The sequence below is a fragment of the Bacillus sp. RE35 genome (assembly GCF_052146655.1).
Taxonomy (GTDB): domain Bacteria; phylum Bacillota; class Bacilli; order Bacillales; family Bacillaceae_G; genus Bacillus_A; species Bacillus_A cereus.
In genome coordinates this window covers 2,044,109-2,059,091 of sequence record NZ_CP197377.1, presented here as the reverse complement: position 1 = coordinate 2,059,091, position 14,983 = coordinate 2,044,109, and the positions used below count along the sequence as shown (strand labels likewise).

Below are 14,983 nucleotides of genomic sequence, written 5' to 3'. Positions count from 1 at the left end.
TTTTCCAGATATACGAATTAAGTTTACATAATATAATTATAATCTATTTATCTAAAGCTACCTTGACTGCTTCAATTGCATGTATATGGGTCGTATCAAATATCGGGACTGATACGTTTTCTTGCTTTATTAATAAACCTATTTCCGTACAACCTAATATAATTCCTTGTGCTCCTTCTTGTACTAATTCTTCTATAACCCTTTTATAATACTCTCTAGATTGAACTACTATTTTTCCTAAACATAATTCTGTATATATTACTTCGTTTACTTTTTCTCTATTTGTTCCTGATGGTACTATTACTTTTATATCATGCTCTTCAATACGTGACTTATAGAAATCTTGCTCCATTGTATATTTAGTTCCAAGCAGACCAACCTTTTGAATGTCTTTTCTTTTAATTTCTTTTGCAGTTGCATCAGCAATATGTAAGACTGGAATATCAATTTTTTCCTTTATTTTTTCAACTACCTTATGCATTGTATTTGTACAAATGATTATAAAGTCTGCTCCTCCCTTTTGTAATGAATATGCCGCATTCCCTAGAATTTCTCCAGCACCATCCCAATCTCCGCTAGACTGACATCGTTCAATCTCTTCAAAATCCACACTATTAATCAAACATTTTGCTGAATGTAGCCCTCCTAATCTCTCTTTTATTTCTTCATTAATAATTCGATAATATTCAGAAGTTGATTCCCAACTCATGCCACCTATAAGACCTATCGTTTTCATATAAACACCTACCTAAACTATTTTTATAAAACTAATAACAACGTTTTATTGTGTATATTATACATAATAAAACAAGACTTTAAGTTTGGAATATAAAGTCTTGTTTTAACGGAAATATGGAAATAATAAAGAATAATTCTACTTTCATTTCCAAGGAAATTTTTATAGAATATTCTGAAATTAACAATCTGATGTTTTTATAAATTCTTTATACTTATAATTAAAACACTCTCGATACAGCTCTTTGATTTCATCATATGATGGAACACGTGGGTTATTAGCTGGGCTACCACTTTCAATTGCATCTGATGCCATTTTAGAAATAGCATTTTCAAATTCAATTTCATCGATTCCGTATTCTTTTAAATTTGGAATACGAAGATCAAAGCAAAGTTTTTTTATTTCACCAAGTGTGTAGTCTGCTACTTCCTCATCAGAATTCGAATACAAATCCTTATTTAAACTACGTCCAATTTTTGCTAACCTTTTCATTGCACTTGTTTTTGTAAACTCTAACACTGTAGGTAATAGTATGGCATTTGATATTCCATGCGGTACATGAAATAATGCTCCCACTGGCCTTGACATTCCATGAACTAATGTAACTGATGCATTAGAAAATGCAATTCCAGCTTGTAAAGAAGCAATCATCATCGCTTCTCTTGCCTCCATATTACGTCCATCTTCATATGCTATACGTAAATATTTCATAATACTTTCAATAGCTGAAAGAGCAAGTACATCTGTAAGTGGTTGTGAAAATTTAGAAATATAAGCTTCAATCGCATGACATAACGCATCTATTCCTGTTGCTGCCGTAATTTGTGGGGGTAACGAACTTGTCAAAACTGGATCTATAATTGCTACTTTCGGTATAAAACTAGGATGCTTCATCATCATTTTTACATCTGTTTTTTTATTCGTAATTACTGCTACACTTGTAACTTCCGATCCAGTACCAGAAGTTGTTGGAATTGCAATAAGTGGTAGTGGATTGTTTTCTATTTTAATATCCTTTTGGACATAATCCTCAACTTCTCCACCATTTGTATATAAAACCGCTACCGCTTTCGCAGCATCAATACAACTTCCACCACCAATACCGATAATAAAATCGCACTTTTCCTCTTTACAAAGAGATAACGCTTCTAATACGTGTATATTTGTAGGCTCAGCATCCACTTTATTATATGTACTAACAGTAATACCTTTCTTATTTAGTTGTTGCATACACTTTTCAACATATCCTAATTTCTCCATAATTGTATCAGTAACTATAAAAGCTCTTTTCCCTAACTTTTTTGATTGTTCTCCCAGTTTTTCAAGCGAATTCCTTCCATATAATACCGACTTTGGCATACGAAACTCAGAAACCTCTTGCAAGTCCCCCACCCCTTCTTATCCTAATTAATATTTTATAACATAAATTATCGATTTGATGAATCTTTACGATTCAAATTTTTTAATAGAGTCCTGTTAAAGTATAGAATGCGATAACTAAAAATACAGCAACCGTTTTCAAAATTGTAATAGCAAATATATCTTTATATGACTGTTTATGTGTTAATCCTGTTACTGTAAGAATAGTAATAATAGCCCCGTTATGTGGTAGTGTATCCATTCCTCCTGATGCCATTGATACGATACGGTGCATAACTTCTAATGGAATATCAAATTGATTGGCCGCTGCAATAAATTTATCTCCCATTGCACTTAATACTATTCCCATTCCTCCTGATGCCGAGCCTGTAATTCCAGCTAAAATATTCGTCGTTACTGCACCATTCACTAACGGATTTGTGAAAGTAGCAGAGATGCCATCTCTCATAATTGCGAAACCTGGAAGTGCTGCAATGACACCACCGAATCCAAACTCAGCTCCTGTATTCATCGTTGCAAGTAGCGCTCCACCAATACTTGTATTCAATCCAGCTTGGAAACCTGTTACTACTCGCTTCCAATATAATAATAACGTTGTTAAGATCCCTATAATAAGTGCCAATTCTACAGACCAAATTCCTACTACTGCACTTAATTCTACTTTTCCAAATGCTTTCATACCAATTGCAGAAAAATCAAAACCGCTTGGATACCACTTCGGTATCATAATAGTAAACACTTTATTCATTACACCTACTAAAATAAGTGGTATAAATGCAATAAGTTGTTGTGCTCTTGTGATTTCAATGTTATTAGTTAATGGCATATTTTTTTGTTCTACTTGCAAAGATGCTGCCATTTCAGTATTTCCATCATTAAAACCAAAGTATCCTTCACCTTCCGCTTTTGCCTTCTTACGTCTACTCTCTAAATATAGTAAACCTACTGTAAGAACAAAAATTGCTCCTACAATCCCAAGTATCGGTGCAGCATAAATATCCGTTTTAAAAAATGTTGTAGGTATTACATTTTGAATTTGTGGTGATCCAGGTAACGCATCCATTGTAAACGTTACTGCTCCAAGAACAATCGTTCCAGGGATTAAACGCTTTGGAATATTAGCTTGTCGAAACAACTTAGCTGCGAACGGATAAACAGCAAACACTACTACATACACACTAACACCACTATACGTTAAAATAGCCCCCATTAATACAATCGCTAATATAGTACGTTTTTCACCAACTAACTCAATAATTGTTTTTGCGATAGAATCTGCAATTCCTGACATTTCCACTACTTTTCCAAATATTGCTCCTAATAAAAACACAGGAAAATATAATTTTATAAATCCAACCATTTTCTCCATAAAGATATTAGAAAAGAAAGGTAATACATAACTAGGTTCTGTCAAAAATACTGCAAATAATGCAAATATCGGTGCGAATAAAATAACAGAAAAACCTCTGTATGCTACGAACATAAGTAAACTTAGTGCTAATAATATAATAACTAACTCCAATTTTACCCCTCCATTAAACAGAATATTCTAAATTTTATCGATAAATTTCTACTAACCTTTTAATTCTGACATCCCTCCTCTTATTCATACAAATTTTTATGCTAAAAATGTCTAATTATAATTATTCGATTACATATGAAAAATCCCTTTAAACAGAAACGAATTCATCGTCATACGTTATAAAGGGATTGCTAGAATCTATATTTACTGCTGTATTAAATTTTTCTCTACACAAAAATGATACAGTTCTTCAACATCTTTCACTATGTAGGTCGCACTAACTTCAGTCAGTTCTTTTTCACAGCCATAGCCATATAAAACACCAATTGAAGCAATTCCATTCTGATTTGCACCTATTATATCGTGCTTTCTATCACCAATCATTATCATTTCTTCTTTATTTAGCTCTTCATTTTTTTGTAAAATATGAGCAATTATTTCTTCTTTTTTTATTCTCGTACCATCTAAATTACTTCCAATGATGTCTTCGAAATAATTCGTTAATTGAAAATGCTCTATAACTTGTTTCGCAAATACAGTGGGCTTTGAAGTTGCTACAAATATGCGATTCCCTGAACTTTTTAATTGTTGCAAGAGCTTCAGAATCCCCTCGTATACATTATTTTCAAACAATCCACGCTGCTTTAAATACTCACGGAAGTAAAAAACTGCACGTTCAACCTCTCCTTCACTCATATTATATCTCTCTACGAATGATTGCTGAATAGGAGGACCTATAAATGAATCTAACTCACTTATATGTACTTCTTCAATTCCTACTTTTTTTAACGCATACAAAACCGAATTTACAATTCCTTCTTTCGGATCCGTTAAAGTTCCATCTAAATCAAATAGAAATGTTTTATACATGTTTCATTCCTCCACTTAATTTGCTGTATAAATAACTGCTAACATCTCTTCCACTTCTCCCTATTATACTATCATTATCTATTTTTTCGAAAAATCAATTTCCATATGTCACATACTTTCAGTTACAAAATACGATAGATATGATAAAGTAAAAAAGTTACAATTATTTTAATAGAAACTGGTGAAACAAATGTCAATTACGTTAATTTTTATAATGGCTTTCACAATTGTAATCCACGCAGTTGAAACAAGCTCTTATAGTATTCGATTAGCGGGGGTTCGTTTAAAGAAGATTGCTGTCGCATTATCCGTCGTAGGAATCGTATTACTCATTTCAAGAACGTCAAACTTACTACAAGCCTTTTTACTTGGCGGGATTGTGGACGAAGCAAAACTAGATCCTTCTATTGATTTAGAGCATATTATACGTCTTGTACTATTATCTGCTTCTATCGGTACATTGCTTGCGATTATACTGTATCCAACTTTGACAAAACTATTTGGATATGTCATTCAAAACTTTGAAACAGACGGTTCTTTCATTCGAATGATGAAAACGAATAACATTCAAAAATTAAAGTACACAAAAAAATATGTCCGCTTTCCAAAGTTAGAAATGATTCATAGACTGCGTATCGGCGGTATTCCAAAGCGTATAATGCTTATTAACATGTTCGCTACTGCAATTTATACAGCGGGAGTTCTTTCCGCACTATATGCTTCTTTTTTAATTCCAGCTTTCGCAACAAAAGCCACTACAGCTTCTGGTCTTATTAATGGTTTTGCTACTATTTTATTAACAGTGCTACTAGATCCACGTATTGCTCTTTTAACAGAGCGAGCTCTTCAATCAGAAGAAGGTGCTGAAGCAATGAGTAAAATGTATGCTTGGCTAATGATTTCTAGACTTTTTGGTACATTACTTGCTCAACTGTTATTCATACCAGGTGCTTACTGGATTACATGGATTATAAAGCTTATGAATTAAATTTACTCTCTAAAAAAAAGCAGGTGAGATAACAAATGACTATACAAACAGAACAAGATATCATTCGCTTAATAGAAAACGACGAATGGATGATGAATGTATTACAAATGGCAAAATCACTAGAGCTACCTGATTGGTGGATTTGTGCCGGATTTGTTCGTTCTAAAATTTGGGATACTTTACATGACTATGAAGCTAAAACGGCTATGCCTGATGTTGATGTGATTTATTATGATAGTCTACATCAAGATGAGATATACGAACAATCATTAGAAACGAAATTAATGAATATTGATGCTACTATCCCTTGGTCTGTAAAAAATCAAGCTCGTATGCATGTAGTGAATAATATGCCACCATATTCTTCTTCTGTTAATGCTATATCTAAATTCCCTGAAACAGCAACGGCTTTAGGAGTTACACTTGATGAACTAAACAACGTTATCTTAACAGCCCCATGTGGTATTGAAGATGTCCTTTCCTTACAAGTGAAACCAACAGCTCATTTTCTTAAATCGAAAGAACGATTACATATGTACAAAAACAGAGTTATAAAAAAGAATTGGCAAAGTAAGTGGCCTAGCATCACAATCACATATCCAGAAATTTAGAAAGGGTGCCTCTCATTTATAGAAGCACCCTTTTCTTCATTTCAAAAAATGTATGACTGTTTCTGCAAATCTATCTGCTTCCTCATAATGAGGTGAATGACCGCTCTCTTCAAATACGATATACTTGCCGTTTCGGGCATCTTTATTAAATGTTTTAATTTGTTCTTCACACGTTACTACATCATGTTTTCCTACTATTAATAACATTAGATTTTGTACATCTTTTATTTTTGATAATAATGATGTATGACATGCTCCCTCTAATTTTAATCTATCAAAGTGAATTTTGGAGCGATTTGAAAATATTTCCCACTCTTCATCACTGTATAAACTCTCATCTGTCCTATCTTCCTTATTATTGTAAATCTCCATTCTTTTTTCTTCTAATTCAGCGCTTAATCTTATATAAGCTTCTAACAACTCTTCTGAACTAGCATCGCTAGATGAATAAGCAAAGCATTCTTTTGCTATTTCTTCTTTTCCATACTTTTTTAATAAATGCCCTGTTTTTTGTAACAAAGCCCTACTTGTTAATGCAAAATTAAAAGTTGGTCCTTCAAATATTATTTTCTCTATTGAACTTGGATATATCGACGCATAAAGCAATGCTACATATCCACCGAAAGAGTGTCCAATTATAGACCACTTCTCAATTTGTAATACTTTTTTTAATTCCTCACAGTCTTCAATCAAATCATTTAATCCAAAAGCTTCGTCTTCAGTAATTTCTTCTGAGCGACAAACACCTCTTTGATCTATCATAATTACATATAGAGAATCTTTTAAACGTTCCGCTTGATGAAATGAAAAATCATAACAACTTTCTCCTGGTCCACCATGCAAGTATAAGACTGGCTTATTTTTAGGATTTCCATGTGTTTCAACGTATAGCTTTTTCCCTCTAATATTCATGTATTTCCCTGCTTCTATCAAATTTTCCTTTATTATCACCACCCCTTTTTTACTGAATATTATAACATTTAATATTAAATAATTCCTATTACATTTAAGAAGACGATAATTATTGCAAGTGGTGCTACAAATCGAAGTAAAAATGCCCAACAAGTAAATACTTTCTTTCCATAATTTCCACCTACAAAAAACTCTGCTTCTAGTACCTTCTTCTCCATTTTGAATGAAACGAAAATACTAATAAATAGTGCTCCAAGTGGCATTAATATATTACTAGATAAGAAGTCTACTGCATCAAAAATATTCTTTCCGAAAATCGTAATATCACTCCATACTCCAAATGATAACGCTGATGGTATACCTACTAAGAAAATGCCGAAACCGATCAGCCATGATAATTTCGTTCTCTTTTCTTGTTCACCATTTGCTAATGCTGAAACAACAGTTTCTAGTAGAGAAAATGCTGATGTTAATGTCGCAAATGTAAATAGTGCAAGAAATACTGTTAAGAAAAATCCACCGAATGGGATTTGACTAAATACAGATGGTAATACGATAAATAGTAATCCAGGTCCTTCTGTTGGCTCCATTCCTAATGAAAATACGGCTGGAAAAATAGCAAGACCTGCAAATAATGAAACAAATAAATTTAATCCAACAATTGTTATTGCTGATTTTGGTAAACTTTCTTTTTTATTTAAATAGGAACTATACGTAACCATAATTGAAATCCCGATACTAATTGCAAAGAATGATTGCCCCATTGCGAACAAAATACTTTCCGAAGTAATCTTTGAGAAATCTGGTTGTAAGAAAAACTTCACACCTTTCATTGCATCATCAAGTGTTAACGAACGAATAATAAGAGCGACAAATAAAACGAACAATGCTGGCAACATATATTTACTTGCTTTTTCAATTCCGTTTTGTACACCCTTTGATACAACCCATATCGTAATGAACATAAAAGCGAAATGTCCCATAATAGCCCAAGCAGGATTCCCAATTGTTTCAGTAAATAATGTGCCGTAATTTTGTCCTGGCGTAATCAGTTGTCCAGTTATTCCTCTGAATAAATAAATTAATACCCATCCACCTACAACACTATAAAATGAAAGTAGTATAAAACACGTTCCAACACCAAGGCGTCCAATCCAATGCCATCCTGTATTTGGTGCGATGCTTTTAAATGCTCCAACTGCTTGTTTCTGCGTACTGCGTCCAATCATAAATTCAGCTATAAGTAGCGGTAGTCCAATTAAAACAGTAAATAATATAAATATTAAAAAGAACGCTCCTCCCCCACTCTTCCCAGCGATATAAGGGAACTTCCATATCGCACCAAGTCCAATTGCTGATCCGGCTGCCGCCATTATAAAACCTAATTTCGAAGTCCATTGCTCCGTCTGTTTCATCTCATTTTCCTCCTAATTAAATCTTTTTATATAAATAAATAAATTTTATAAACCTATTCAAATAAACCCTCCATTTCTTCTTCCATATAATAAAAAAATGGCCTAGCATCTCTATATAAAGAGACGCTAAGCCATTTACTTAACGCGGTACCACCCTTATTGATTCCATTATGAATCCACCTTAGTAGTAATCGTTTGATTACAAACCTAATATCGAAGGTTAACCGTTAAGATTTACTAAGAATGTAATTCCGTTCCACCTTACTGCTCCTAGGCGAGTTCAGGATGTCATTTGACTATGTCACACCAACCCATAGCTCTCTGTACAAATACATGACCTTACTACTCCTATTCAACACATTGTAATATTTAGAATATATTTTCTTTTGAAATTAATATGAAGTATATCGGTTATATTTGTAACTGTCAAGGGGTATATTGATTTTTTGTCGAAATGGTTCATATTGATAACTCACTTTTACTAAGCTTATTAGCAAAAGAAAGGGTCTATATTTTCATCTTTTCAAACGAACTAAAAAAAAATCTTCGCGATAATCGCAAAGATTCTTTTTATGGTATAAGACGAGTACAATCTCTCGGAAAAGCACTAGCCTCTCGTACATTTGTTAATTCTAATAGTTTATATACAATCCTTTCTAACCCAATTCCGAAACCTCCATGTGGTGGACAACCATATCGGAATGTATTTAAATAAGATTGAAATTTCTCTGGATGTAATCCTTTTTCTTTAAACGAAGCGAGTAACAATTCATAATTATGAATTCGCTGTGCCCCTGACGTTATTTCTAGCCCTTTATATAATAAGTCGAATGAATCAGTAATAGCTGGATTCTCTTTATTTTGCATCGTATACATCGGTCTCGCTTCTTTCGGATAATGTGTAATGAAAACAAATTCACTATTATATGTTTCCTTTACATATTTCCCTAGTAACTTTTCACCTTCTGTATCTAAATCCCCTACAGGAGATTCTTTACGATACTTACTTTTCAAAATTTCTTGTGCTTCTAACAATGTAATTTTAGGTATTTCAGTAATAACAGGTACTTCTATTTGTAATAGTTGTAGTTCTATTTCACATTTTTTCGCTACTTGTTGAAACATATATCGTAAAACATCCGTTTCTAGTTGCATCACTTCATAAAAATCATGAATAAAACCAAGTTCTACGTCTAACGATATATATTCATTCAAATGACGGGAAGAATTATGATGTTCCGCTCTATATACAGGTGCAATTTCAAAAACTCGTTCTAACCCACCTGCCACCATCATTTGCTTATAAAACTGTGGTGATTGTGCTAAATAAGCTTCTTTTTGGAAGTATGGAAGCTTAAAAACATTTGCTCCTCCTTCTGCCCCTTGCGAAACAATTTTCGGCGTAAAGATCCGTGTGAAATCGTTCTCTATAAGAAATTCACTAAAGCTCTGAACGAGTGTAGATTTCACTTTAAAAATCGCTGCGGTTCGCTCATGCCTTAATGATATTACTCGCTCATTAAGTAGTTGATCTAAGCCAACTTGTAACTTCTTTTTATTTATTTCAAATGGAAGTGGCTCTGCACCGTTTATTACTTTCACTTCATGAGCAAGTACTTCAACACCCAATTCTGTTTTCGATGTCTCGACTATCTCACCGATTACATGGACAACACTTTCTACATCAACTTTATATCCGGCCAATTCATTTTCTAATACACATTGAATTACTCCTGTTCTGTCCCGTAATAATAAAAAACTAACATTTCCAAGGTGCCGAATTTTTTTTACCCATCCTTGAAGTAATACAACCTTTCCACTTTGCTTTGTACATTCTTTTGTGAGTGAACGCTTCATTATTGAATCCATTATTTTTCCCTCCAGTAATTTTATATTTATTTACGTTATTGTTGTCATCGTCATCATCCACGGTCACTCACCCCCTTTCAAAGAATACAAAAATCCGCCCCTATAAATAGGGACGGATTTTTTTCCGCGGTACCACCCAAATTGTCATACTGACCATCTTAGCCCTGATAACGGTAGGTACCGTTTGCTTTTACTAATAATCACGTTCAAAGCAACACTCACAGGTGTCTTTCCATCATGCGGTATCGCAACCTTCCCAGCAACCGGCTGCTCTCTGTAGATCTTTGCACCATGTACTTTTCCTGATCATCACTTTTTATATTTACAGAGTATTCTAACTCCTTACTTTATAAAATGCAAGCCTTTTTTAAAACATTCTGATTTTCTAACTCCTAGATTCTTCTAAAGTGTGAAAAGTTAATTTTGTAATACATATTCTTATGTATTAAATCCAAAATTACACCTTTAATATTTTCCAATTTTTACATAAAAACTAATTCATTTACGCATATTAATAAAAATTTTAAAGCGAGGTGTGTTTATGCAAAAAGCAATTAGTTTCTTTCTCCTTTTGTTTTGCTTAATTGTAGTAAACGAAACGTATGCCTATTCACCAAAATCTTTACCAATCTCTCAAAACTCTGATCAATGGCAAGTGAATATTGATAAACCGAAAAAAACAAACAAGAATATGCTTCAAGCTAAAAAAGATGAATTTCAAACATATCATTTTTCAGTAAAGAATGTCGGGAATAATGAAGTATATAATGTAAACGTCGAAGTATTCCGCAACGAACCAAATAAGAAAACGAAATATGAACTCTTTTCCCTAAAGGAAAGTCGTTTGGCAAGTGGAAAAACTGGATTTGAACACGCTAATTTACCTGTTGCTACAAAAGCGGATGAGGTTGATGTAATTATTACATGGCAAGAACACCCTTTCCGCTCCATGAGAAATGGTCAAAAAGTTGAGTCTAGAAAATTTAAAGAGCATTTTGTTTTTAAAGAAGCTAAAAAATAAATGGGATACGGATATATTCACACTATCATTGATATAGCTTTATTTACTAGTACCAGTTCGTAAGCAAATTAAAAAGTCGTGGCTTATAAACGCCACGACTTTTTATATTAATTCGTACTAATGCCTCTCGCTGCCCAAATGCGATCAATATCAGCAGCATGTTGTCCGCCATATAAAAGAGCATCCGCTTGCTTAATCGCTTTCGCTCCATCACTGAATTTAGAGTTTGGTGTTAATGACCAGTGTGATTGTAAAATGATTTTTGTTGCTACATCACGGCCAAAAGCTTGTGCCATTTCGTATTGGCCTTGAGCCCAAATTTCACCATCATCATGCACTTCATTCGTTATATCTTTCGGATATACTTTATTATTATCTAATCGGCGTAAGCATGTTGGATCTGAACTAGAATAAGCTGTCGCATCCCATTCTCCAACACATGCTTTACCATATCCAGTAGTCGATACTGCATCTTCATATGTAGCACCTAAGAAGTCCCCAAATCCTTCTCCCATCGCTCCACCTTCTGCTGAACTACCAAAGCCAGGAACTTGGTTATCTTGAATCGAATGCCCATATTCATGTGCGATAATACCAGCATCTTCTGCATCATCAACACCGCCAGTACCGAAAGTCAAAGCTTTTGTTGATGGAGAATAGAATGAGTTATCATCAGTTGTACCATTAACATTCACTTTTATCGAACGGTTATTAATATTTTTAAAACCTAGACTTTGAATGTAACGTTGCAATGTGTCGATATGATAGTACGACATAACATCTTCAAAGCTATCATTTGCGCGTGTATAGTTAAATTGTAAATTCGTAGATTTTGTTTTCGCTTTTGAAGAAATCGTTACATATTCTCCAATTAAAAATCCTGTTCCATCTAAACCTTTTAACGTAACAGTTTTCAGTTGGTTCGTTAGAGCTGTTGAATCTGCATCGTTATTATCTTTTAAGCCTACTTTACTACCGCTAGATACGACTGGGTTAGGTAAAAATACTTTTCCTGACCCTTCAGCTTTTCGGTTTATATCAACCTTTTTAATTAACTTTCCATTTTCTGCATCAATAAATGTTTCCCATGCACCAAATGGATTATTAGAATGGACTACAACTTTATATACTGGACGAGCAATTCCTTCTTCAACAATATATCCGAACTCTTTATCTGTAGGAGCCCATAAATTTTGCTCACTTGCTTCTCCAACATACGCCATTGATTTTTGTATTGCATCTTTTTCACTAATTTTTGTCGTTACTTCCTTCACACCTGTAACAGGCTGATAATCAGAAACAGCGAGTACTCCCTTTCCCTCTCCGTTAAGAGTAACTGTTATTTGTTTTGAAAATACAGGTGCACCATTAACAACTTGTTGGAACCTAACATATGAAGCTACTGATGTTTCTGTTGTAGAAATATATTGCAAGTCTGAAAGATCTGTTTTCAATCCATACTGCGCAGCATTTTCTTTTAAATATTCAGTTGCTTTTTTCTGTGGCGAATAAGCTTCTAACTTTACTTGCTGTTGTTTTTCCAATGCCGAAACCGTAGAAATCGTCCCCATTACTAACGGCACGGTCATTGCCATTGCCACCATTTTTTTATTAAACATAGAACCACTCCCCCTAATAAAGTAGCTCAACCTTATCCCATTACCACTAGGCAATCATTCCCCGCAAAACGGATGGATAAAAATTGAATCTACGAGTAATTCTCTATGAACACTTCTATTACCTTTCCATTTAGGGTAAGTGAAATTTTCTCAATATTTATGTGTAAAGTGAACACAATACTTTAGAAATATATTTCTAAAGTATTTCCATAACTCTTAACCTTTTTAAATTACTTTGTAAAAAACAGGATATTTTTTACCTAACGGTAGGTTGAAAAAAATATTTATGAATGATACGATTTATATAACCTTTTTGTAGGAGGCTTTATTATGAGCAAAAGTGAAGAAACACTCTCTTCAATTATGGAAGCAAGCTATCGACTGTTTGCCGGACATGGCATTACTAAAACGACCTATTCTATGATTGCTGAAGAAGTCGGAATTGCTAAACCGTCCATTTATTATTACTTTAAATCTAAAGATGCATTAATCGAATGTATTTTCACAGAATTATGTGCTGCGATGCAGTTTTCTTCCTTCTTCCATACAGAAGAGTTTACGAAAGAAAATTTTATTGAGAAATGCATTGAAATTGGATTCAAAATAATTGATGAACAGCAGAACGATCCTTATTTTAATCGTGTGTTGCAAGAATATGTATTACTATCTTCAAGAAATGATATGTACAAAGATCGATTACTAACTGTGCAAACAGAATATTTACAAGGGTTTGAATCACTCCTTACAAAAGCAAATGAGCTGCAATTAATTGAAAATAAAAATCTAGTTTCAAAAGCTCATATGTTAGCATTAGTGCTTGATAATGTCGGGAATTTTATGATGTTACATGTGGATATAGATTATAGACAAATATGGATGGAAGCTGTAAACAGTATTTTTGAAAGAAGGGATTGAATTGAATACTAAAAAACGAATTATCGGCTTAGACTTTGCTAGGGCCTTGGCGATGTTTGGTATGCTGCTTGTTAATTTTATGGTGATAACAGGTGCAGAAGGAAATGGTCCCCCATTTTTAATAACTTTAATGTCACTTTTTGAAGGTAGAGCTTCTGCCTTGTTTGTTATACTTGCTGGAATTGGAATATCTTTAATGACTAGATCCTCTGTTGCTAGAAATGAAAAAATAAAAATTTCTAATAGCCGAAAGATCATATGGAAACGGGCACTATTCTTATTTATTTTAGGATTACTTTTATACGTAATGGAGTGGACTGGGGATATATTACACTACTATGGTGTTTACCTTTTCGTTGCTGCCTTACTCATTACAGTCCGAAAAAAAGCATTACTCTTCTTATCTATTATTATCCTACTCTTGGCACAATCTCTTCAGCTTACTTTCAATGCTTTCGAAGGTTGGGGAGGCCCTACTCCATTTATAAACTATGTAGACTTCTGGACAGTTAACGGTTTTCTTCGCAATTTATTCTTTAATGGTTATCACCCTTTTTTCCCATGGTTTTCATTCTTCTTAATCGGTATGATAATTGGCAGATTAGATCTTCATAATAAAAAGATTAGAGATAGGTTGCTCTTGCTCGGTATTACATTCACCATACTGATAGAACTTTTATCAAAAGGGCTCACGTACTACTTCATTCCACACATTGGCAAAGCAGCTGCTACATTTTTGTTTAATACAGGACCCGTTTTACCAAATGTATTGTACATTTTATCTGCAACAGGATCTGCTATTGCTATATTAATACTTTGCCTCTATATTACTGAAAAATATGAAAATAATTGGTTTGTTACTTCCATTATACAAACAGGTCAATTAACATTAACTCATTATGTAAGTCATGTATTTATCGGGATTGGGACATTAATTCTATTCAATAGAATGGAACATCAAACACTACTTTTCGTTTTATTATTTGCTACTGTATTTTTCATTTTCAGTATTTTGTTTAGCGTATTATGGAGAAAGAAATTTTCTAGAGGACCTATCGAATGGATTATGAGGAAATTAGCTAGTTAATTTACCTCCATACAAAAAAGGAAGTTGGAATCATTCCA

The 14,983-nt window shown here is 33.5% G+C and carries 13 protein-coding genes and 2 other annotated features; of the genes, 5 read left to right on the top strand and 8 right to left on the bottom strand.

The window, feature by feature from the left end; all coding sequences use genetic code 11:
- Positions 1 to 43 precede the first annotated feature (43 nt).
- From ACTL4X_RS10720 to ACTL4X_RS10705, 4 genes are all read right to left on the bottom strand, one after another.
- Entirely contained in the window at positions 44 to 736 is a 693-nt protein-coding gene (locus ACTL4X_RS10720) for an aspartate/glutamate racemase family protein (protein ID WP_000848563.1), read from the bottom strand.
- Between the two features lie 180 nt (positions 737 to 916).
- Complete coding sequence (locus tag ACTL4X_RS10715; RefSeq protein WP_001158674.1) at positions 917 to 2,119, bottom strand: iron-containing alcohol dehydrogenase; 1,203 nt, start codon at positions 2,117 to 2,119, stop codon at positions 917 to 919.
- A 79-nt stretch (positions 2,120 to 2,198) separates the two neighbouring features.
- Positions 2,199 to 3,638, bottom strand: coding sequence for a GntP family permease (locus ACTL4X_RS10710; protein WP_000424335.1), 1,440 nt, complete (start codon positions 3,636 to 3,638; stop codon positions 2,199 to 2,201).
- 204 nt (positions 3,639 to 3,842) lie between these two features.
- Positions 3,843 to 4,508 (bottom strand): HAD family hydrolase, encoded by a 666-nt coding sequence (locus ACTL4X_RS10705; RefSeq protein WP_000278485.1) that lies wholly within the window; start codon positions 4,506 to 4,508, stop codon positions 3,843 to 3,845.
- 190 nt (positions 4,509 to 4,698) lie between these two features.
- On the opposite strand from ACTL4X_RS10705, the gene ACTL4X_RS10700 reads away from it, so the two are divergent.
- Positions 4,699 to 5,496: a lipid II flippase Amj family protein gene (locus ACTL4X_RS10700; RefSeq protein WP_000028911.1), complete on the top strand. Its 798-nt coding sequence runs from the start codon at positions 4,699 to 4,701 to the stop codon at positions 5,494 to 5,496.
- Between the two features lie 35 nt (positions 5,497 to 5,531).
- Entirely contained in the window at positions 5,532 to 6,107 is a 576-nt protein-coding gene (locus tag ACTL4X_RS10695) for a nucleotidyltransferase family protein (RefSeq protein WP_000155287.1), read from the top strand.
- A 36-nt stretch (positions 6,108 to 6,143) separates the two neighbouring features.
- Here ACTL4X_RS10695 and ACTL4X_RS10690 read toward each other — a convergent pair whose 3' ends face one another.
- The 3 genes from ACTL4X_RS10690 to aspS form a co-directional block, all read right to left on the bottom strand.
- On the bottom strand, positions 6,144 to 7,019 hold the full coding sequence (locus tag ACTL4X_RS10690; RefSeq protein ID WP_001026102.1) for an alpha/beta fold hydrolase: 876 nt from the start codon (positions 7,017 to 7,019) through the stop codon (positions 6,144 to 6,146).
- Between the two features lie 74 nt (positions 7,020 to 7,093).
- Positions 7,094 to 8,434, bottom strand: a complete 1,341-nt coding sequence (locus ACTL4X_RS10685) for a sodium-dependent transporter (RefSeq protein ID WP_000814537.1) — start codon at positions 8,432 to 8,434, stop codon at positions 7,094 to 7,096.
- 116 nt (positions 8,435 to 8,550) lie between these two features.
- Positions 8,551 to 8,799 (bottom strand) — a binding site (T-box leader).
- A 205-nt stretch (positions 8,800 to 9,004) separates the two neighbouring features.
- Complete coding sequence (aspS, locus tag ACTL4X_RS10680; RefSeq protein ID WP_000377346.1) at positions 9,005 to 10,303, bottom strand: aspartate--tRNA(Asn) ligase; 1,299 nt, start codon at positions 10,301 to 10,303, stop codon at positions 9,005 to 9,007.
- Between the two features lie 105 nt (positions 10,304 to 10,408).
- Positions 10,409 to 10,622, bottom strand: a binding site (T-box leader).
- A gap of 222 nt (positions 10,623 to 10,844) precedes the next feature.
- Here aspS and ACTL4X_RS10675 point away from each other — a divergent pair.
- Complete coding sequence (locus tag ACTL4X_RS10675; RefSeq protein ID WP_001167906.1) at positions 10,845 to 11,324, top strand: hypothetical protein; 480 nt, start codon at positions 10,845 to 10,847, stop codon at positions 11,322 to 11,324.
- Positions 11,325 to 11,431: 107 nt separating this feature from the next.
- On the opposite strand, the gene ACTL4X_RS10670 is transcribed toward ACTL4X_RS10675, so the two are convergent.
- The gene (locus tag ACTL4X_RS10670) at positions 11,432 to 12,943 is read right to left on the bottom strand and encodes a M36 family metallopeptidase (RefSeq protein WP_000482273.1); all 1,512 of its coding nucleotides are present in this window, start codon (positions 12,941 to 12,943) and stop codon (positions 11,432 to 11,434) included.
- A gap of 330 nt (positions 12,944 to 13,273) precedes the next feature.
- Here ACTL4X_RS10670 and ACTL4X_RS10665 point away from each other — a divergent pair, with 330 nt between their 5' ends.
- Together ACTL4X_RS10665 and ACTL4X_RS10660 are read left to right on the top strand one after the other, a co-directional pair.
- On the top strand, positions 13,274 to 13,858 hold the full coding sequence (locus ACTL4X_RS10665; RefSeq protein ID WP_000045218.1) for a TetR/AcrR family transcriptional regulator: 585 nt from the start codon (positions 13,274 to 13,276) through the stop codon (positions 13,856 to 13,858).
- A gap of 1 nt (position 13,859) precedes the next feature.
- Positions 13,860 to 14,945, top strand: a complete 1,086-nt coding sequence (locus ACTL4X_RS10660; protein ID WP_001093114.1) for a DUF418 domain-containing protein — start codon at positions 13,860 to 13,862, stop codon at positions 14,943 to 14,945.
- Positions 14,946 to 14,983 lie beyond the last annotated feature (38 nt).

Bases quoted from the DNA above. Each gene is read 5' to 3' on its own strand.
- ACTL4X_RS10720 (WP_000848563.1), bottom strand. From the start codon at position 736: ATGAAAACGATAGGTCTTATAGGTGGCATGAGTTGGGAATCAACTTCT.
- ACTL4X_RS10705 (WP_000278485.1), bottom strand. From the start codon at position 4,508: ATGTATAAAACATTTCTATTTGATTTAGATGGAACTTTAACGGATCCG.
- ACTL4X_RS10685 (WP_000814537.1), bottom strand. From the start codon at position 8,434: ATGAAACAGACGGAGCAATGGACTTCGAAATTAGGTTTTATAATGGCG.
- ACTL4X_RS10690 (WP_001026102.1), bottom strand. From the start codon at position 7,019: ATGAATATTAGAGGGAAAAAGCTATACGTTGAAACACATGGAAATCCT.
- ACTL4X_RS10670 (WP_000482273.1), bottom strand. From the start codon at position 12,943: ATGTTTAATAAAAAAATGGTGGCAATGGCAATGACCGTGCCGTTAGTA.
- ACTL4X_RS10665 (WP_000045218.1), top strand. From the start codon at position 13,274: ATGAGCAAAAGTGAAGAAACACTCTCTTCAATTATGGAAGCAAGCTAT.
- aspS (WP_000377346.1), bottom strand. From the start codon at position 10,303: ATGGATTCAATAATGAAGCGTTCACTCACAAAAGAATGTACAAAGCAA.
- ACTL4X_RS10700 (WP_000028911.1), top strand. From the start codon at position 4,699: ATGTCAATTACGTTAATTTTTATAATGGCTTTCACAATTGTAATCCAC.
- ACTL4X_RS10675 (WP_001167906.1), top strand. From the start codon at position 10,845: ATGCAAAAAGCAATTAGTTTCTTTCTCCTTTTGTTTTGCTTAATTGTA.
- ACTL4X_RS10695 (WP_000155287.1), top strand. From the start codon at position 5,532: ATGACTATACAAACAGAACAAGATATCATTCGCTTAATAGAAAACGAC.